Below are 20,051 nucleotides of genomic sequence, written 5' to 3' on the forward strand. Positions count from 1 at the left end.
CATGAACAGCCTTAAGAAATTATATGAATCAGAAGTAGTGCCACCGGCTGACGCATGGACCAACATCTCCGCGGAACTGGATGAGTTGGATCGGAACAAGGCGCTCGCTGCTGCTGCTTCCTCTCTTGAGGTAACACCTCCGGCGGGCTTGTGGAACCGCATCGCCGCTTCCCTTGACGAAGAAGACCAGGAACAAAAGATCGCCTCATCATTATACAATATCGAAGTAACACCGCCTCCGGCTGCCTGGAACCAGATTGCCGGGACGTTGGACGATCAGGCAGATGACCACCTGCTGGCGAAAAAACTGGCCCGTCTGGAGATGCCCCCTCCTGCAGCCGCCTGGGATAACATTACCAAAGAACTCGACGATCAGAAAGCATTAGAGACGATAGAACGCAAACTGGCGCACCTGCAGGTTAATCCTCCTGGTACTGTTTGGATGGACATCCGAAAAGAGCTGGATGGCGAAAAACCTTCGCTGGTGGTTCCCATGCATCATGGCTGGTTGAAATATGCCGCAGCAGCTTGCTTTATCGCTATCATCAGCGTAACAGCGTTTTTCATTCTGCGTGATGAAACGCCCACGTACACCGCCGGTAACGGATCGCAGGTTCCTGCTGTCAGCACGGAGGGTGTTGCCACAGCAACGCCAAAAGTATCTAATTCACCTCAACAGGTGTTGCAAGGTATTAAAACAAATCTCGGAAACGCATATAGTGTCTCTATCGAGCGCAACAAGGAACTACAGAACCGTTATATCATTCTTATGACGCAGGATGGCAACGTTGTGCGCATGTCCCGCAAAGTGAGTAATATGGCCGATTGTATCGCAGGAGCCGATCACAGCTGCGACGATCAGATCTCCAAATGGCAGAAAGAAATGGCCAGCAGCAATACCCCCTCCTCCCCTGACAACTTCCTCGATATCCTGGATATCGCCAGCGAAGAGGGCAGCGCAGATACAAAGCTGTAAGACCTGACGATACCACATCCAGATAGACAATATCATTATCAACAAAAATACAATGCACCTGAGCGGTGCATTTTTTAATATCACCCATCTTTCATTTTAAAAGTTGCTTTAAAACACTTGTCCTCTTGGTGCGTTACTATTTTAGATGCGTGAGCCAATTCCTACGGGCGCCTCGTCTCAGCGATTTGTATTACCTTCGCCCTTCCGTTTTAAACCATTCATTAAAGAAATGACTAAACAATTTGCAGCCGCTATCATCCTGATCTTATTTGTTAATCATGTTTCAAAAGCACAGACCAATCATGAGCAAACCGGTTGGTTTTTCTTTATGAACAGCACTAAGTTTAATGAGAAATGGGGACTGCATTTTGACCTCCAGGTCCGCAGCCACGACGATTGGGATGGCGTCCGTAACGTACTGGTAAGGCCCGGTCTGACTTACTATATCAAATCCAACCAGAATGTCACCTTAGGCTATCTGTATACACCGACATTCACGAAGACAGACGGCAGCGCCCGCAACACACTTACCGAGCACCGTATCTGGGAACAATATATTATATCGCATCCAGTCTTTACCGGCAACCTGAGCCATCGTTTCCGGCTGGAACAACGTTTTATTGAAAAAGCGAATGCAAACAACAGGGTATTTGCGCAACGATTCCGTTATTTCCTGCGGCACGTGCAGCCGCTGATCGCTGCGGAAAACGGCTTTAAACAAGGACCTTTCGCCGCATTGCAGAACGAGGTCTTTGCCAATATTCACAACCAGCAAAATACCAATAACCACTTCCTTGATCAAAACAGGGCCTATATTGCTGCGGGCTACAGGATCTCTCCCAAGATCGATGTAGAAGCCGGCTACATGAACGTTTTTGTGAAAGGGTCCGGGGCTAACACAGTGAACAACGTAGCGCAACTGCAGGTGACCACCCGGTTCTAAGCCACATTTCATCAAAACATAACATTTAAGCAGTTTTGCTAAATCCTTTTAGCAGCAGCGCTTCCTTTTACAAAAAAAGTTACACTTTTTTTTGGAAGGTATTATTTTTTACCACATCTTTAACATAACGACGGTTCGGAATAACGATAGCCCATAAACAAAAAACCAAAAGTTCCTCCGAAACGCTTGCTTGATCTGCTTATATAATTAAGCCCTTAACAAATCAAAATAACCAATCAAAAATGAGAATCAGTTTTCTAGGAATTCTGCTGTCCGGAATTTTGCATGTGGCTTGTTTTGCCCAGGATGCAAAATCGATTTCGGGGGTTGTCAAAAACGGTGACAACAATGCCCCGCTCCCAGGAGTAAGTGTCAGTGTGTCCAGCACGATGCTCCAAACCCAAACCGACAACAACGGTGAATTTTCCATCACCGCATCTGTCGGCGACACGCTTACCTTCTCCTTTGTGGGGAAGAGATCACACAAGGAGGTGGTCGGCGACAAAAACATTGTGGAAGTACTGCTTTACGACGAGGCCAGTGAAATTGACGAAGTCACGGTAGTAGCCTTCGGTAAGCAGAAAAAAGCCAGTGTGGTGGGCGCCATCACCACGGTCAATGCCAAGGACCTCCGCATTCCCTCTTCCAACCTTACGAGCTCCTTCGCGGGGCGCATACCGGGGGTCATTTCCTACCAGCTCTCCGGAGAACCGGGCGCGGATAATGCGCAGTTCTTCGTGAGAGGCGTAACCACATTTGGTTACCAGGCTTCACCGCTGATCCTGATCGACGGTTTCGAGTCGACTACGGACAACCTGGCCCGCCTGCAACCGGATGACATCGAATCTTTCTCGATCATGAAAGATGCCGTAGCAACGGTACTCTATGGGGCACGCGGAGCCAATGGTATCATCATCGTTAACACCAAGTCCGGTAAAGACGGGCCTCTGGGAGTGAGCGCCCGGATCGATGTGAACGCTACGGCTCCGGTGCGCACCATCAAAATGCTCGACGGTGTGCAATACATGAAGCTGTACAATGAGGCCCGTTTAACCAGAGACCCCATATTAGGTCCCTATTACTCCGAACAAAAAATACAATCCACTGCATCGGGAGAGAACCCGATGATCTATCCCAATGTTGATTGGCACAAGCAGCTGTTCAATCCTTACACCACCAATATGAAAGCCAACGTGAACCTGTCCGGTGGCGGTAAAGTGGCTACTTACTACGTGTCAGCAGGGGTAGACAGAGAGTCGGGATTATTAAAGGTGGACAATCGCAGCAACTTTAATAATAACATTAAAATCGCCCGCTCCTTTATCCGCTCGAACGTGATCTTCAAACTTACGCCATCGACCAAGCTGGATACGAGGATCAGCGGACGTTTTGAAAATTACAACGGTCCTTACAGGTCGGCTTCTGACATCTTCCGCATGGTGATGCAAAGCAACCCTGTAGATTTCCCCGCAGTATATGAACCCGACAGCGCGAACCAGTTTACAGAGCACATCCTTTTCGGAAGCTCGTTTGTAAACGGAGCTATCAAGATCAACCCTTATGCGGAGATGATCAGGGGATATGAAAAAAGAAATGAAAGCACGATCATTGCCCAGGCCACGTTGATGCAGGACCTGGATTTTATACTTAAGGGCTTGAAGGTGCAGGGAAAAGCTTCGATCCAGACCTGGGGCAGATACTCCGGCCTGAGGTATTACTCTCCTTCCTTTTACGATCTTGAATCTTATGACCAGGTTACCAGGCAACACACCCTGTTTCCGCTCACACCCACGAATACACAGCTCTTCCTGGGCGACGTGATCCCCGGACGCGATGCGAATGGTTTGACCTATTTCGAAGCACGTTTCAACTGGGATAAGATCATTGACCGTCACAATATTTCGTTGATGACTGTAGGTATGATGCAGGAAGAATTGCTTACCGGCGGTAACAATACTTCTATTTACGAAACGCTGCCTCAAAGAAATATGGGTAACTCCGGTCGGGCCACTTACTCATACGACAGACGATATGCAGTAGAGTTTGCTTACGCTTATAACGGTTCAGAAAAATTCACCGGTGACAAGCAATACGGCTTCTTCCCCTCTGTGGGTGGTAGCTGGACGGTTTCCAACGAGCGTTTCTGGGAACCTTTGCAAAATGTGATCAGCACTTTAAAGCTGAGAGGTTCCTGGGGTATCGTGGGTAACGATGCGATTGCAGGCCGTGCCGGTCGTTTCTTCTACCTGTCTGACATACGTTTATCAACAGGTACCAGCACGATTCCTACCGGCTACCGCTGGGGTGCAGACTTCATGAATGCTTATCCAGGTTACACTGTAAACAGGTACGCCAACCCGAATATTACCTGGGAAGAATCTCAAAAAATAAACATGGGATTAGAGATGAACCTGTTCAACGAATCCCTGAAAACCACATTCGATATTTACTCTGATACCAGGAGCAAGATCTACATGGTAAGACAAAACTTTCCTTCCACTGCAGGTCTCGAAGCAGCCATCAGCGGTAACGTGGGCGAAGTAAAATCCAGAGGTTTTGAAGCATCGATCGATTACCAGAAAAATATCACACCTGATATATGGGCTTCAGTGAGAGGTAACTTCACGTATGCCACGAACAAACTGGTAAAAATCGATGAGAAAGATTTCCCCGATGAATACCTGAAAAGACTGGGCAGCAATATCAACCAGCAATGGGGCCTGGTAGCTGAAAGGCTTTTTGTTGATGAATACGAAATACAGAACTCACCTTACCAGGACTTTGGTCCTTATATGGCTGGTGATATCAAATACAAGGACATCAATAATGACGGGGTGATCAACGACAACGACCGGGTTGCGATGGGCTATCCCACTGTACCTGAGATCCAGTACGGTTTTGGTGCATCGATCCTTTACAAAGTGGTAGACCTTTCTTTCTTCTTTAACGGAAGCGCCCGCACTTCTTTCTTTATCAATGCAACGGACGAAGTGAACCCCGGCGCAGGCCGCTACGGTATTGCACCATTCGCTAACCGCCGCAATGCTTTAGCGATCATCGCTGATGACTACTGGAGCGAAACCGACCCTAACGTTCATGCGTTCTGGCCAAGGTTATCTACCGAACCCATCAATAACAATACGCAGCAATCTTCCTGGTGGTTAAGAGACGGATCTTTTACCAGATTGAAATCTGTGGAGCTGGGCTACAGCCCCAAGATCCTGCAACGCTGGGGCATCAAACAGGGAAGCCGGATCTACTTCACCGGCGAGAACCTGCTTGTTTTTTCCAAGTTCAAATTGTGGGATCCCGAGGTTAGAGAAAACGGCCTCGCCTACCCTCCTAATAAAAGATACAACATAGGCTTTCAATTGATATTCTAAAAAACATTTACAATGAACCGTACGATTTTAATTATAGCGTTAGTTGTTTCGATGTTTGCCATATCCTGTAAGAAATACCTGGATATCGTGCCCGACAACACGCTGAAACTCGAAAACATCTTTAATATCAGGGAAAATGCCTGGGACGCTTTGGCTAAAGTGTATAGCTATATGCCGCAGGATGATAAAGTGCATCTCACTACCTGGACACTGGGTGACGAATGGGTAGGCCGGCTTGACCTGAACAATAACACCGGCGACCTCAGGGCGATGCGTATCATGCGTGGCCTGCAAACCGCGTCAGACCCTCAATTGGGACTTTGGTCCGGTACGCAGGGCGGTAAGAAGCTCTATGAAGCCATCAGACAAGCCGATGTCTTTTTAGCCAATATCGACCAGGTGAGAGATATGACCGATACCGAACTGAAAGACTGGAAAGCCCAGGTGAAAGTGCTCAAAGCCTATTACATGTTCCTGCTGATCCAGCGGTATGGCCCTATCGTGATCCCTACGGTAGCCGCCTCACCCGAGTCAGAGAAGGAGGAGCTTTTCATCCCGCGTTCTAAAGTGGAAGACTGTTTCAGTTATGTGATCAACTTAATGAACGAATCCATTCCAGACCTGAAAGAAAAAGCGGATATCACAGAGCTGGGACAAATAGACCGCGTGGTAGCTACTGCTATTAAAGCAAGGGTATTATTCTTCAGAGCCAGCCCCTTCTTCAATGGCAACCAGGAATATTTTGGCGACTTTATGGATCATGATGGTCAGCCATTTTTCCCTATTCAATACGACAAACAAAAATGGAAAGCCGCTATCGACGCCATCAACGAAGCGATCAGCGCCGCCGAAGCCAATGGTCATGGCCTGTATACTTACGAAAGAGAACCTTACATCTACGACAGGGAGGCTTTTGAAAAGAACCCTGAACATATGAAAAAGCTGTATGACCTGCGCATGCTTATCTGCGATCCCTGGAACAAAGAAGTGGTGTGGGGTTATTCCAACCTGGATTATTACAACCAGGGAGAATTAGCACATGGCTCAAACATCAGGCTCCCACCAGGTTATGGCGATGGCGTCGTGAACACACCGGCTTATTCCTGGCAATGGATGGCCGCGACATACCAGATGGCCGAACGGTACTACACCAAGAACGGGCTTCCGATTACAGAAGATCTGACCTTTGATGTGAACAGAAAAAGCGAACTGGTAACCACTCCGGGACAAAATGATCCTGCTTACACACCGTTGTTTGGCATCATGCAGCCGGGCGTGCAAACCGTTAAGTTATACCTGGACAGGGAACCCCGCTTCTACGCCAACCTCGGCATCACAGGCGGATACTGGCGTGCGCACACGGTAAGGATCAACACGATCATGTTTGCGAACCGGGATGGCGGTTTCAACTCTTCCCAGCACACCACCGACTTCCTGGCAACAGGGATTGGCGTACAAAAGCTGGTGCATCCTGAATCTCAATCGAACGCATGGCAAAGGGTGATCAAGTATCCTTATCCCCTCATTCGCATGGCCGATTTATACCTGATGAAAGCAGAGGCAATGAACGAATATTCAGGTCCTTCCGGCGAAGTGTACGAAACCATTAACAGAGTGCGCAGACGTGCCGGCATTCCCGACCTGCAAGTAGTGTGGAGCGATCCTTCGCTGGCTAAAACGCCTAACAAGCATCTTACAAAAGAAGGATTAAGAGACATCATTTTGCAGGAAAGGTCAGTAGAGTTTGCATTTGAAGGACAGCATTTCTGGGATATGTTACGCCATAAAAGAGCGGTAACAGAATTCTCGTCACCTATCTGGGGATGGAACCATGCGGGTACCACTGCAGCCGACTTCTTCGTTTTATCGATCAAGCAACAACGCAAATTCACGATCACAGATTGCTTAACGCCGATCGACCTGAATGAAATGAATACGAATGGCAACCTGATCCAGAACCCGGGTTGGTAAGATGACAAGCAAGCGTCATGTAACCCTCCCGAAATGAACACGTCCGGAACGGTCGTTTCGAATAAAAATAAACATACAACCGGGTGATTATATTCTATGAACGATCAACAATATAGCATGCAATCATCCGGGTACTTTCCGGCAGATACCGGATCGAACAGAATCAATAAAAAATTTATAATGAAAAGTAACATATTCATACTGCCGCTATGCTTGCTGTTCTTACATGCATGCAAAAAGACAGAACGGTTTGAGTCGGAAAAAGGCGATAGCACGCCACCCGGCAAGATCACGTTAAGAGAATACAAACCCTTGTATGGTGGAGCAAGATTTTTTTACACCATTCCCGCGGACAAAGACCTGCTGGGCGTCAAAGCCGTGTACACCAACAGTAACAGTAAATCGTTTGAGTTCCTGGCCTCTTACTTTATCGACTCCCTCGACGTATATGGTTTTGCCAGCACAGACGAGTACACTGTTCAGCTGTTTGCGGTAGACCGCGCCGGTAATGAATCTGAGCCCCTTGACGTAAAAGTAACGCCACTGGAGCCTGCGTACAAACGCGTGGCCGAAACCATCACAGCAAAGGCAGGATTCAGTTCTTTCTTTTTAGACTGGGCAAACGAACTTGAGCAGAACGTGAATGTTTATGTAGATTATCAGTTCAACCAAAATGGTGAAAACCGCAATCTCACTACGGTTTTTTCCTCTAACCGCCCCTCTGACCGGAGATTCGTCAGCAACCTCAGGCTCGGAACCAACGGGAAAGTAAATGTAAAAGTGCGCGTAGAAGATAAGTATGGCAATATTACTGAGAGCATTGACAAAGGCGAGCTCACTTTGCTTGAAGACATTGAGATACCCAAGCAAGGCTGGGTACTGCCTAACCCTAACGATTCGATCGGTGGCGTACCAATGGTATTTGGCAATGGATTGGAAGGAAGAAATGCAAAAGTGATCGATGGTGTTATCGACCGCGGTGACAACCTGAATTTCATGCACACAGCCAGTCGCGGCCGTACAGGTCTCGCTGCTAATGGAAACATGCCCTGGAATTTCATTATTGATCTGGGCGACTATTACGAGATCAGCCGTATCATTACTACACAACGTCACTCGGGCGGTTTAGCCAACGTGCAACGCGGTCAATACTATCGCAATGAAAACGTAGGCCTATACAATGTTTATATCTGGGATGATGCGACTGCCGCATGGGAATTGGTAACACAACACCAGATACCCGTCCCTACCGGGCTTACCGAGCTGGAATTTGTCAAACTGGGAGAGGCGGGCGATCTGGCCTACATGTACCCCGACAACCCGGCTTATACCAAACGCACACGCTGGTTCAGATATGAGGCGCTGAAAAGCTTCAACGGAAACTACACGTTAGACGATGCCAACTGTCTTTCTGAAATCACTTTATTCGGTCGCAAGGCTCAATAATAAAACATTATAAACTCGTTATTATGTACAAAAGAAAATTCTTACTGCTATTTGCATTGGTAGGGTTTATTTTATCCTGCAGTAAAATGTATGACAACATTGAGCAGTATACAGGAGAAATCGTTTACCCCGGGCGATACGATACCATCATCGGCCGCATAGGTTATGAGCGTGTAGAGCTCGATCTGATGAAAGCCGGTCGCCTCCCCTCAAAAGATATCAGACTGGGTAAAGCCGTCAAGACAGTGATAGAATATGATAACAAAGAATTGATAATAGATTCGCTGGTATCCTGGATCAATATCACCGACTTGAAGCTATCCAAGCTGTATCGTTTCAAAGTGTCTACTATTGATGATCAGGGCAACAAGTCAGTGCCCCAGGAAATAGCATTGATACCTTACACAGAAAGCGACTTTTCTACGTTAGTCATACAGCAGCCGCAAATACTCACTTCTCCTGCTTCTGCGGTCCTGAGCTGGCCAAACGGGTTGTCTTCTATCCTGCTCGATTATTATGGATTGGAATTCGCCTATACCGATAAGAACGGTGTACGCCGGGAAGGAGAAAGAGCAGCCAACCCCAGGATCTTCGCCAACCCTCTGCAGTCTGGTAGCCGCCTGGATATGGCTATCGAATACAAGATCATTCCTAAAATAAATGGCGTCCCCATCATTGACACCTTGAGACTTTCGCAAACGGTCAATATCAATGTGCCTACCGGCTCAACCGCCTTTACTCCCGCCGAGCTGACCGCATTGCAAGCCAATAATATCACACAATTTACCGCGGATGCCGTGTCGCAGGTAGAGAAGCTGACATTCCCGGTTCACACCAGGACCTTACAGGACCTTTTCTATTTTTCGAATCTTAAAGAGATAGACCTGACCGGCGGCACTATGTTTGAAATGACTACCAACACGTACACCGCCAATGTGACTGACGTTATCGGCGGAGGAGCCATCGTACCTTTCGCCAGAAGAGTAGGCGATATGTCAACAGCTAACGCGCAATACCTCATCGATCTGCTGGAGGCGGGTACGTTGCAAAAAGTAAAATACCTATCCAATTCTATGGGCATCGACAACCTGTTAGCGCCTTATGTTGAAAAAGGTTTGGTGGAAATAGTAGGCAAGCCCGCTGAAGCGATGGTTGATTTCAGGTTTTTACTGGACGGCCGGGTGCAAACCAGAGATTGGGAGATGGATTTACAAGCCCCTGCCACCACCTACCCTGCAGGCACCGACTTACAAAATGTTATCAAGGCAACCTTGAAAACAAAGAACAGTTCGTTTGTATTGAGCCTGCCGAAGGAGTATGAATTTGATGTAGCCAACTATAAATTCCTGAAGTTTAAAATATACGGCCCGCCTAAAGCTGCCGTTAGCGGAACTTACGCCGTTTATCAGAAACTTTGGCCTCGCATCATGAACTTTATGTGGTCCTATACCGGTGAAAGCACTTTCGGCCAGCAGTATTGGGATTGGGGAAAAGACCGGTTCACTCTGACAGATGATAATCTGCAAACCTGGGTGGATATGAGTATTGATCTCTCCCAGGCCGTAGGTAAGCACAACCGTGTTGTGGTGATGAATATTGGTGGTGAGCCTTCAGGGACTTTCAGTCCGCCCCAGGAGATCACCTATTACTTTGCCAACTTCCGGTTTACTAAAAATTAAAAAATAAACAACTGAATCCATCACCCGGTCTTTATAACAAAGGCCGGGTGATTTTTTTTGCCCTATTTCGACTGACCAGCGCTACTTTTCTTAAAAACATAAAATGAGTCACCCGTAATGCGATTCTCTCCGTAGCTATAGGTAGTAACCAGCTCCCAGCCCAGGCCGGCCATATAGTTCAGGGCCGCTACTTTTGTTTTAAATCTTTTATCCTTGCCGTCTGCGTCTTTGACAACGGAACAACCTTCATCGTTTTCAAGAACAATGACACATCCCTTTCGGAATACAGAACTCACTATTTCTATTTCGCAGTACTTTGTAGTGGTGTCCGCTTGCTGGCTGAAACCAGCCATAGACAAACACATAAAACAGGACAAGAAAAGATACCTCATATGACATTAGATTTACAACATGAGGTATCTGGTTACCGAAGGGTGTCTTAAAGCAACGTTAAAGTCAGATCCGTGCGCCAAACAACAAGCTGCCGATGCGCACCATATTGCTGCCTTCCTCTATTGCCATCTTATAATCACCGCTCATGCCCATGGAGAGGATTTCTGATGTAGGATTTTGGATTTTAGATGTATCGTAAAGTTGTTTCAACCTCGCAAACTCGCTGCGCACCTGCGTTTCATCATCACTAAAGCTGGCCATTCCCATTAGACCTTTTATCCGTACATGTTTTAAATCTTGTATCTTAGGAAGGATATCGAACAGCTCCTGTTCATCGAACCCGAATTTGGTAGCTTCCTGCGCAATATGCACCTGCAGTAAACAATCGATGATCCGGTTGCTTTTTATAGCCTGCTTGTTGATCTCCTTCAACAAATTAAAGCTGTCTACGCCATGAATCAGGTGGACAAAAGGCGCGATGTATTTGACCTTATTACTTTGCAAGTGCCCGATAAAATGCCAGCGGATATCATCCGGAAGTTGCGCTTGTTTTTCTACAAGCTCCTGCACATAGTTTTCACCGAAGTCGCGCTGTCCGAGGTCATACAATGCTTTGATATCGGAAGCGGGCTTTATCTTGGATACGGCAACGAGGGTGACATGTTGCGACGCCAATTCCGAAATGATCGCTTTATAGTTATTCATCTGTACACTCATAATCAAAATATAAGCTTCAAAAATAATTAACATTTTAAATACAGCAGACTTTATAACTTAATGCCACTTTTGAATTACAACTAACCAGGTTATGAAAAATTATTTGTTGATCCTATTGATCTCCGCTCCATTGCTAGCCTGCTCCCAATCCGGCAAACCGAAGCCTGCCGCTACAGCAGACACTACTGCCTTTGCCGGCGGATCCGGTATTGATATCCCATCGTTGTCGTCGGGGCGAATTGATGACCTTGCGCTTTTGGGAAAAGTGTGGGGGTTTCTGAAATATTATCATCCCGCCGTAGCCGGCGGCCAATTCAACTGGGACTATGAATTGTTCAGGATCCTTCCTGCTTATTTGAAAAGCCAGGATACGGAGCAAAGGAATCAGTTGCTGTTGGGCCTTCTCGACAAAATAGGTAAGCCACCGGTCTGTCGCAACTGTTCGGACAAAGAGCTGAAAGCCGCGCTGTATCAGCCGGATCTTCGTTGGATAGAGAACACACAGTCACTGGGAGATGCGCTGTCGCGCGAACTGATCTATATAAAGGACAACCGCCACCAGGGTGAAGGATATTATATGGCCCAGGTTCCTGGTGTAGGCAACCCGGTTATTAAAAATGAGCACAGCTATCCACAGTTCACCTATCCCGATGCGGGGTACCGGCTACTTTCGCTCTTTCGCTATTGGAACATTATCGAGTATTGGTTTCCTGATAAACACCTAATCGGTGAAGATTGGAATAAAGTGTTGACAGCGTTCATCCCGGCAATGATCAATTGTAAAAACGCGACCGATTATACCGTTACCTGCAGGAGGATGATTGCAAGGATACATGACACTCATGCTAATATCTGGGGTAAAAATCCGATCAGAGATTCCCTGACCGGTAAATATATTCCGCCGGTCACCTGTACCTTTGTGGGCAACCGGGCCATTGTCAATAAAGTATGGAATCAGGAATTAGCAAAACGAAGTAACATTCAAGTCGGGGATATCATCGAGTCGATAGAAGGTAAAACGGTTGCTCAAATCATCGAAGAAAAAAAGCCGGATCTGCCGGCATCTAATTACCCAACGCAATTAAGAGATCTATCAAGAATGCTGCTACGCGGTCAGGAGGAAGTGTCTGCTGTTTCGTTGATGCGCGACGGAAAAAAACTGGAGACCCAACTTTTCAGAGTTGATCAGCCAAAAGACATTATGCATCTGTTCATCCCTGAGTTTTCTCATCAAAAAGACAGCTCCTTCTTTTTTGTTCAGGAAGGTATTGGATATATCAATCTTGGTAAAATAAAGAAGTCCCAGCTCGACAGCGTTTTCAACCAGCTGGAACAGGCTAAAGGGCTGATCATTGATAACCGTCAGTATCCCGGCGAATTCATCATTTACCCGTTAGCTGCAAAACTTTTACCACGGCGAACACCTTTTGCCAAATTTCCCATTGGCAGTCTCAACTATCCCGGCGTGTTTACCAGCAGCTCATCCATATATGCCGGAAAAAGGAATCCGACCTATTTTAAAGGCAAGGTGGTGATCCTTATCAATGAGCAAACACAGAGCTCTGGCGAGTTTCACACGATGGCCTTCAGAAAGGCGCCCAACGCTACCGTTATTGGCAGTACAACTGCAGGAGCCGATGGGAATGTATCTAACTTCTATCTACCGGGAAATATCCGCACCGCGTTTAGCGGTATCGGCGTGCATTATCCGGACGGAACGGAAACACAACGCGTCGGTATCATCCCGGATATTGAAGTAAAGCGAACGATCGATGGCATTAAAAACGGCAAAGACGAGCTATTGGAACAGGCAATCGCTATCATCAAAAAATAAGCCTGGCATCATTATACCAGGCTTACATAAATATTTTGTGCTGACATTTAATCTTCCAGCGTCGTTAAATCTACTTTCGGCTTTGGCAGGTTCATCGCTTTTATTTCAGCTTTACATTGATCCGCCATTTCCTGCGTCAGTTCATACTTGTAATTTCCGTAGTCATTATAATCAAATTGTCCGACCCAGAAGAAGCCATACTTCTCGAAGAATTCGGTAAGGTCTGTCTTGCTTACCTCGCATGCGGTCTTAGCAAAATTCAATTGATAGACCGCGGGATTATTACCTCGGTCACCCCAGCCGCCGCCCCTGCGTCCGCGCTGGTTAGCGCTTTGCGCATTTCCCTGTTTTCTAAACGCCTCAAACAGATCAGGATAAAAATCAGGATTATTGCCGGGACCGATGAAGTATAATTGCAATTGCCAGAAGGGAATCAATCGGTTGAAGACGTCTTTATCCCGCAGGTAACAGATCTTCCTTGCAATGATGCTATCGCGGGCTTTCTGATAGTTGCCCTGTTCACTGATACGACTTTTATTTCCAAAGGATGTGGTACCATACAGAGAAAATATGTTATTACTTACCTCTCCCAAACCGCCCCAGTTCAGGTAGGGTCGCAACTGATGCACGTGTCCTACTTCATGGCTGAAACCCCAGCAGGGATCGCCCTTGATCACGCGAGCCGGATCCACCACCAATGGCATTGCATTACCGGGATTGGTTCCCATGTAAGCCACGCCATCACCGTCTCTGAACATGTAGTAATTATAGTTCACCCGCGCCAGGATGTGATTCTGCGGAACTTTATCATACTTGATCAATCCGAGGATCCGGTGTTGACGATACACCAATGAATCGTAATTAGCAATCAGTTCCACGCCTTTCCCATACGCATATTTTTTGCAGGCTTCTGCCGGGTAGGCGATCTGGATATGTCTCCCTTTCGCATCAATGACCGGGTAAACAGCATGGTCAATAAGTTGATTCCAGTCTTCATTATTATTTTTAGCGACATCGAAATAACCATTCACCCGGGCGTTTACAAAATGCACCTGGACTGGTTTTTCTTTTTCGGGTTCGTCCGAATAAAAATCAACATAGGCCAGTCCATCTGCTTTTTGAACGTTGATAATATTAACGCCGTTTCTCAACGCAAATCTTTGCTTATGGATGCCCCAGCCCGCCGGGTCTTCGGTAGGTTTGATCCCTTCCGGTGCTCGCCTGTTCCAATTGGGCACCAGCAAGCCCACTTCGCTTCCCTCTGCGATCCCATCGACTAAAACAATATGTTTGCCCACGGGCAGATAAATACCCGTAATGCCTTCATACTTACTATAGCCGTCACCGATCATTAACTGCTGCCCCAACGTTGTAGGCTCCAGCCAGGCCTTATAATCGGCAAGCCGGTATTTTGTGTCGTAACTTTTGTTCAGCAATGCCAAAGCCGTATTTCGCAACTGATCATTCTGAATCTTGCTGATATCGGACTTTTTAATGTTTTTCTTCAACGACACTGCCATGGGCGTTTCAAAGACCGACAGGTCCTGGTAAACATCTCTTAATTCAGACGCCGATTGCGCGCGGGATAACAGGGAGGCAAGGACTGCCAGCGACAGAAAGATCCATTTTCTTTTCATCTGTATGTTTTATTTTTTTGATTAGATCAGATGCCCGCCGTTTCGGCTCGGACTGGGAACATCATCTATAACCTTCCCCTGTTTAAAAAATAACAGGGGCGTTTCATTCCGGTTGTATATTTTATCTTGGTTGAAAGAGGTGAGCATTCGCTCATTCAGGTTTGAAGATAAGGCTTCTGCCGACCTAAAAGCTGTGCAATCGTTTGACCAAAATTAATGAGCACGGCTACCAGCCTCGTGCGTAGGCTGGTGAGGATTAGGGGTTGGACTGATTTGAATTGCGGTACACTATCGGATAAAGCGGCTTCTATACATCAGAACAGTGAAAGTGTCATCTGTTTTTACAACGAGAAATTGATATAATTTTTCTGAAAAGAAATGATGTTAGGCTGATGAAATTCTTCGCAGGTGTGCATGGTTGTCAATACTGCGCAGTCCATCCCGGCTGCCAGCGCCGCGTCTACGCCTTTGGGTGCATCTTCAAACACCAGGCATGCTGAGGCCGGCACCCCGAGCCCTTCCGCGCATTTCAGGAATGTTTCAGGATCTGGTTTACTATGCGCTACATCATCGGCGCTTACTACGGCGTCAAAGTAAGGGCGGATGTTCAGTCCATCTAAAACAAAGTCAATATTGAACATGATCGCAGCAGAGCCGATAGCCATTTTTACGCCCTGTTGGTGATAGACATCCAACATCTCCGGTAACCCATCGATCAAACGAAGATGCGGCGCAAATTCTTGCTGGTATTGCTTTTCCTTCTCTACACTCATTTCATTTTTCTCCTCGGCAGAAAATCTGCCCGGGAATACACGCTCCAGTAATTCATGGTTTTTACCATAACACTCTTCTTTGGTGCGCTCAAGAGAGATGCCTGCACCGAGGTCGTTCAATATACGGTACCAGGCTTTGATATGATAATTCATATCATCGATCATCGTACCGTTCAGGTCAAACAGGAAAGCTTTATAACGCATGTCGCAAATGTAAACGAGGCAATTAAAACAATGAACTGACTAAAGTACAATCTTTCTCCACGGAATATTTTTCACCCGCGTCGCGGCCCACCAGCTTCCCGCGCAGGCGACCGGTATTAAAGCCCAGACTACCCAGGTCGCTCTCAGGGCCAGCCAATGCAATCCGACCAACATCCCGATAAGCAGCATTCTCACGATCACGGCGAGAAATCGCCCGCCTTGCTCCTTAGTGTTGGGTTGTTGCGAAAAAGGGAGATAGTGAGTCGATAACAAAGCACTGATGTAAAACAATAACACGCTGTTGCAGCCGGCCAGGATAATATCATCGAGGGTGTCGACGCCCCACACTCCAAGGGTGACAGCACTCATCACTGCATAGACCGGCGCAAAGAATTTAAACAACAATGCCTTGATCGCCCCATGGATCAAAGCGCCCGGCTGCTCAATCGGAGCGCTTTGGTACACCCACGACGCTGTGTATTGTTCATAATAGCTCACCAGCGTCAGGCTCAACGTCACGGAGAACATGGCCAGGTATAAGAGCCAAAGGAACATATTGCCGTCAGGCAGATTGCTCAACGTTTCGCGGATGTTTTCAAAATTCCTGAAGAAGATAACGAAGATAAAAACGGGAATGTAAGCCAGGCCGGGATAGAATTGTATCTTGAAATTTTTGTCCCTGCCCGTGATCTTCCAGACCTGCGCAAAGGAAGCCTGCTCCAGGTTCGAACGGCAGACCCGGCCTGAAAGCCTTTCACCGAAAGAACTACTGACCGGCTTATTAGCGGTGGCTTTGCTCAGGGAACCCCCTTCTGCAGGAGCCGACATAAATCTTGAAAAATACGGAGCCAGGTACCTGACTATCAGAAACCCGGAAAGCAGCGGCACCAATACGGCGCAGGCAATCAGCCCGATATGAGCAGCGTCGAAAGTCCCTGTCTGCAAGGCCTCCAGCAATCCGGCCATCCAAACCGGGGGCAGCAGATAGGAATACCAGCTCAAATCAAAACTCTGGTCCAGTTCGTTCAGATTGATCAACCGGGGAATGATCTGGTAGCCCACAGCAAAGAAGATCGTCATGAATATCTGGAAATACCCGATGATATCTTTTATCTTTTGCTCGCTCGTATAGCGCAACACCAATCCGTACAAAATATAGGTCAGGAATATACCGATCGCGGCGGTAAGCAGTGTAGTGAGCAGGATACCCACTCCTACGGTTGCTCCATAGGTGATAAAGGTAAAAATGATCGGAAAGATCATAATGGATACTATCAACTGTCCGAGATACACCCCGATATGGAGGGTGCGCGCCACCAGCAAAGTACGGCTGGTCACGGGTTTCGGAAGGATGATCTGGGAGTCGGAGCTATCGAGCAGTACATTGCTGAAATCAGTGATCAGCGTCATGATCAGCATGAACAAAAGATACCCATGGGTAATGATCATCGCGAGTGTGATAGATGGCAGGCCCATTACCATCAAGCCGACAAACAAGCCCATCAGCGCATAAAAGAACATGGCCATCAACATGCCATTGCTGGTCTCTTTCTGTTGCGATCGTTTCCAGGTAGCAGGCGTCCGCCTCCGGTCCATTAATATTTTGGTCGAGGCGATCCTGTAGACCTGGTCGAGATTCACACCGGGCAACGGGAAAAGCCTGATGAGACCAAAAAACACTCTGAGAAAAAAAGAATCCATAAAGTCAGCTATTTAATACTTCGATGATTTCCCTGGCGGTGTTCGTCGTTTCGCTATCAAGGGCGGTGAGTGATTTAAAAATATTTTCCAAAGATCCCTGCTGCGCCCGCGTTCTTAACGACTCTATCGTTCCGTCTGCGATGATCTGGCCTTTGTCGATCAGGATGATGCGGTCGCTGATCTTTTCAACTACATCCATAATGTGAGAGGAATAGAATATCGTCTTGCCGGATTGTTTTAGCTGTTGCAATATTTCTTTCACCAGGATCACCGCATTCGCGTCTAACCCGCTCAAAGGCTCATCCAGGAACACGATGTCTGGGTTGTGTATCAGGCCGCTGATCAGTAATATTTTCTGGCGCATGCCTTTACTGTAAGTGTTCATGCGCATTTCGGCTTTATCGGCGAGATCAAAAAGTTTGAGCAGCTCCCACCCTTTGTTAGCGATAACTTCATCCGTCAGGCCATATAATTTTCCGACAAACTTCAGGTATTCAACAGGCGTCAGTGCGTCATACAGTGCAGCCTGCTCGGGTATGTAACCGATACGTCTTTTAACCTCCACCGGTTCCTTTCTTACGTCCATGCCCATCACTGTCACTTCGCCATCGAACTCATCGATAATACCGGTGATAATTTTTATGGTGGTACTTTTTCCTGCGCCGTTGGGTCCGATATAGCCGAGGATCATGCCTGCATCCACCTGCAGATCGATGCCTTTCAAAACATAATTGCCACCGTATTGTTTTTTAAGCAGTGTCGTTTCGATCACACTCATATTCGTTGTTTTTAATGATTCCCCCTTCTTTATGAAGGAAAAAATTTACGCAAAGAACGCAAATATTTTTTCAACATCAGGTCACTGCCTGACAATATCCTTTGAAGAACGCAAAAAAGATCTCGTCGGGATTTGAGCCATTTCCCAATAACGGATCATCCACTTGTTTCCAAAAAATCAAACGTAAATATAAAGCATCTTAATTGCGCACCCGAACTGTATTCATCCGTTGCGGCTGTGTACGCATTCGACAAAGGCACAATAAATCCTATATGCATCCGGTCCGATGCAGCCCATCATAATATTATCGCCTCCCGGCGACCTCGTTTAAAAGCAGCCGGTTACTTCAGTATGCCTCTGCTGATCACGATGCGCTGTACTTCGCTCGTGCCTTCGTAGATCTGGGTTATTTTAGCATCGCGCATCAGACGCTCTACATGATATTCTTTTACATAGCCATAGCCGCCATGAACCTGAACGGCTTCAATCGCAGTCCACATAGCTGTTTCAGAAGAAAACAACTTGGCCACAGACGAACTGATCGTATAGTCTTTGTGCTGATCTTTCTCCCACGCGGCTTTCAGACATAATAACCTTGCCGCTTCTATCTTCATGTGCATATCCGCCAGCTTGAAAGCAATGGCCTGGTGATTCATAATTTCTGTACCAAAAGCTTTACGTGTTTTAGCATAGGCCTTAGCCAGCTCATAGGCGCCGGCGGCAATGCCCAAAGCCTGGGATGCAATGCCGATGCGCCCTCCGGCCAAAGTCTTCATGGCAAATGTAAACCCGAAGCCATCATCGCCGATGCGGTTTTCCTTTGGCACTTTGACGTCGTTGAACATGACGGTATGCGTGTCGCTGCCGCGTATGCCTAATTTATTTTCTTTGGCAGCTACGGTAACGCCCGGCCAGTCTTTTTCCACGATCAGGGTGTTGATCCCTTTTGCGCCTTTTGCCGGGTCTGTTTGTGCCATCACCAGATATACCGACGCTGTGCCTCCGTTTGTGATCCAGTTCTTGGTACCATTTAACAGGTAATGATCTCCTTTGTCTTCTGCTGTGGTTCGCTGCGAAGTGGCGTCGCTACCAGCTTCCGGCTCACTAAGCATAAAAGCGCCGATGTACAACTCCCCCTCCTTCTTACCCCTGGCCAATGGCACAAGATATTGTTGTTTTTGTTCCTCCGTTCCAAACGCTTCTAATCCGTAACACACGAGGCTGTTATTGACACTCATGCATACGCTTACACTCGCATCGACTTTCGAAATTTCTTCCATTGCCAATACATAGCTGATCGTATCCATGCCCGCGCCACCGTATTTTTCCGGAACCATCATGCCCAAAAAGCCCAGGTCAGCCAGTTGAGCTATTTGATCCTTTGGGAATTGTTGCTGCTCATCGCGCTCGATGACGCCAGGCAGGCATTGACGCTGAGCAAAGTCGCGGGCGGCCTGCCGGATCATCAGTTGTTCTTCGGTTAATTCAAAGTTCATACAGCCAGAAATTTGTATAAATATAATATATAAAACAGCTTGGCCTCTCACAGCAGCGAAAAGTTGATGCGGTGCAAGTTCAAAGAAAGTGGATGTTAGCCTGGGCGAAGCGGAGTACAA

At 47.1% G+C, this 20,051-nt stretch carries 14 protein-coding genes; 7 read left to right on the forward strand and 7 right to left on the reverse strand.

The features are described from left to right. Position 1: 1 nt before the first annotated feature. The 6 genes from ACU37H_RS03775 (at position 2) to ACU37H_RS03800 (ending at position 10,398) form a co-directional block, all read left to right on the forward strand. The gene (locus ACU37H_RS03775) at positions 2–976 is read left to right on the forward strand and encodes a hypothetical protein (protein WP_472703024.1); all 975 of its coding nucleotides are present in this window, start codon (positions 2–4) and stop codon (positions 974–976) included. A 229-nt stretch (positions 977–1,205) separates the two neighbouring features. Then, the gene (locus tag ACU37H_RS03780; protein ID WP_472703025.1) at positions 1,206–1,919 is read left to right on the forward strand and encodes a DUF2490 domain-containing protein; all 714 of its coding nucleotides are present in this window, start codon (positions 1,206–1,208) and stop codon (positions 1,917–1,919) included. A 242-nt stretch (positions 1,920–2,161) separates the two neighbouring features. Continuing rightward, the gene (locus ACU37H_RS03785) at positions 2,162–5,302 is read left to right on the forward strand and encodes a SusC/RagA family TonB-linked outer membrane protein (protein ID WP_472703026.1); all 3,141 of its coding nucleotides are present in this window, start codon (positions 2,162–2,164) and stop codon (positions 5,300–5,302) included. A 12-nt stretch (positions 5,303–5,314) separates the two neighbouring features. After that, positions 5,315–7,273, forward strand: coding sequence for a RagB/SusD family nutrient uptake outer membrane protein (locus ACU37H_RS03790; protein ID WP_472703027.1), 1,959 nt, complete (start codon positions 5,315–5,317; stop codon positions 7,271–7,273). 180 nt (positions 7,274–7,453) lie between these two features. Continuing rightward, positions 7,454–8,719 (forward strand): DUF4959 domain-containing protein, encoded by a 1,266-nt coding sequence (locus ACU37H_RS03795; protein ID WP_472703028.1) that lies wholly within the window; start codon positions 7,454–7,456, stop codon positions 8,717–8,719. Positions 8,720–8,742: 23 nt separating this feature from the next. Continuing rightward, positions 8,743–10,398, forward strand: coding sequence for a DUF4998 domain-containing protein (locus tag ACU37H_RS03800; protein WP_472703029.1), 1,656 nt, complete (start codon positions 8,743–8,745; stop codon positions 10,396–10,398). Between the two features lie 62 nt (positions 10,399–10,460). On the opposite strand, the gene ACU37H_RS03805 is transcribed toward ACU37H_RS03800, so the two are convergent. Next, positions 10,461–10,751 carry a hypothetical protein gene (locus ACU37H_RS03805; protein ID WP_494407585.1) on the reverse strand — a complete coding sequence of 97 codons (291 nt, stop codon included), beginning with the start codon at positions 10,749–10,751 and terminating at the stop codon, positions 10,461–10,463. 103 nt (positions 10,752–10,854) lie between these two features. Further along, entirely contained in the window at positions 10,855–11,508 is a 654-nt protein-coding gene (locus ACU37H_RS03810) for a YggS family pyridoxal phosphate-dependent enzyme (protein ID WP_472703031.1), read from the reverse strand. A 91-nt stretch (positions 11,509–11,599) separates the two neighbouring features. Here ACU37H_RS03810 and ACU37H_RS03815 point away from each other — a divergent pair, with 91 nt between their 5' ends. Further along, on the forward strand, positions 11,600–13,342 hold the full coding sequence (locus ACU37H_RS03815) for a S41 family peptidase (protein WP_472703032.1): 1,743 nt from the start codon (positions 11,600–11,602) through the stop codon (positions 13,340–13,342). 47 nt (positions 13,343–13,389) lie between these two features. Here the strand turns inward: ACU37H_RS03815 and ACU37H_RS03820 are convergent, their stop codons facing one another. The 5 genes from ACU37H_RS03820 to ACU37H_RS03840 form a co-directional block, all read right to left on the reverse strand. Further along, positions 13,390–14,979: a M60 family metallopeptidase gene (locus ACU37H_RS03820; protein WP_472703033.1), complete on the reverse strand. Its 1,590-nt coding sequence runs from the start codon at positions 14,977–14,979 to the stop codon at positions 13,390–13,392. Between the two features lie 341 nt (positions 14,980–15,320). Then, positions 15,321–15,956: an HAD family hydrolase gene (locus tag ACU37H_RS03825; protein ID WP_472703034.1), complete on the reverse strand. Its 636-nt coding sequence runs from the start codon at positions 15,954–15,956 to the stop codon at positions 15,321–15,323. A gap of 39 nt (positions 15,957–15,995) precedes the next feature. Next, entirely contained in the window at positions 15,996–17,657 is a 1,662-nt protein-coding gene (locus ACU37H_RS03830) for a hypothetical protein (RefSeq protein ID WP_472703035.1), read from the reverse strand. A gap of 4 nt (positions 17,658–17,661) precedes the next feature. Beyond that, a complete protein-coding gene (locus tag ACU37H_RS03835; protein ID WP_472703036.1) occupies positions 17,662–18,435 on the reverse strand; it encodes an ABC transporter ATP-binding protein in 774 nt (257 codons plus the stop codon). A 341-nt stretch (positions 18,436–18,776) separates the two neighbouring features. Further along, a complete protein-coding gene (locus ACU37H_RS03840) occupies positions 18,777–19,931 on the reverse strand; it encodes an acyl-CoA dehydrogenase family protein (protein WP_472703037.1) in 1,155 nt (384 codons plus the stop codon). Positions 19,932–20,051 lie beyond the last annotated feature (120 nt).

The organism is Niabella sp. ZPM-14, from assembly GCF_055693045.2.

Excerpts from the sequence above, each read along its gene's own strand:
- ACU37H_RS03775 (WP_472703024.1), top strand. The coding sequence starts at position 2 with ATGAACAGCCTTAAGAAATTATATGAATCAGAAGTAGTGCCACCGGCT.
- ACU37H_RS03780 (WP_472703025.1), top strand. The coding sequence starts at position 1,206 with ATGACTAAACAATTTGCAGCCGCTATCATCCTGATCTTATTTGTTAAT.
- ACU37H_RS03785 (WP_472703026.1), top strand. The coding sequence starts at position 2,162 with ATGAGAATCAGTTTTCTAGGAATTCTGCTGTCCGGAATTTTGCATGTG.
- ACU37H_RS03790 (WP_472703027.1), top strand. The coding sequence starts at position 5,315 with ATGAACCGTACGATTTTAATTATAGCGTTAGTTGTTTCGATGTTTGCC.
- ACU37H_RS03795 (WP_472703028.1), top strand. The coding sequence starts at position 7,454 with ATGAAAAGTAACATATTCATACTGCCGCTATGCTTGCTGTTCTTACAT.
- ACU37H_RS03800 (WP_472703029.1), top strand. The coding sequence starts at position 8,743 with ATGTACAAAAGAAAATTCTTACTGCTATTTGCATTGGTAGGGTTTATT.
- ACU37H_RS03805 (WP_494407585.1), bottom strand. The coding sequence starts at position 10,751 with ATGGCTGGTTTCAGCCAGCAAGCGGACACCACTACAAAGTACTGCGAA.
- ACU37H_RS03810 (WP_472703031.1), bottom strand. The coding sequence starts at position 11,508 with ATGAGTGTACAGATGAATAACTATAAAGCGATCATTTCGGAATTGGCG.
- ACU37H_RS03815 (WP_472703032.1), top strand. The coding sequence starts at position 11,600 with ATGAAAAATTATTTGTTGATCCTATTGATCTCCGCTCCATTGCTAGCC.
- ACU37H_RS03820 (WP_472703033.1), bottom strand. The coding sequence starts at position 14,979 with ATGAAAAGAAAATGGATCTTTCTGTCGCTGGCAGTCCTTGCCTCCCTG.
- ACU37H_RS03825 (WP_472703034.1), bottom strand. The coding sequence starts at position 15,956 with ATGCGTTATAAAGCTTTCCTGTTTGACCTGAACGGTACGATGATCGAT.
- ACU37H_RS03830 (WP_472703035.1), bottom strand. The coding sequence starts at position 17,657 with ATGGATTCTTTTTTTCTCAGAGTGTTTTTTGGTCTCATCAGGCTTTTC.
- ACU37H_RS03835 (WP_472703036.1), bottom strand. The coding sequence starts at position 18,435 with ATGAGTGTGATCGAAACGACACTGCTTAAAAAACAATACGGTGGCAAT.
- ACU37H_RS03840 (WP_472703037.1), bottom strand. The coding sequence starts at position 19,931 with ATGAACTTTGAATTAACCGAAGAACAACTGATGATCCGGCAGGCCGCC.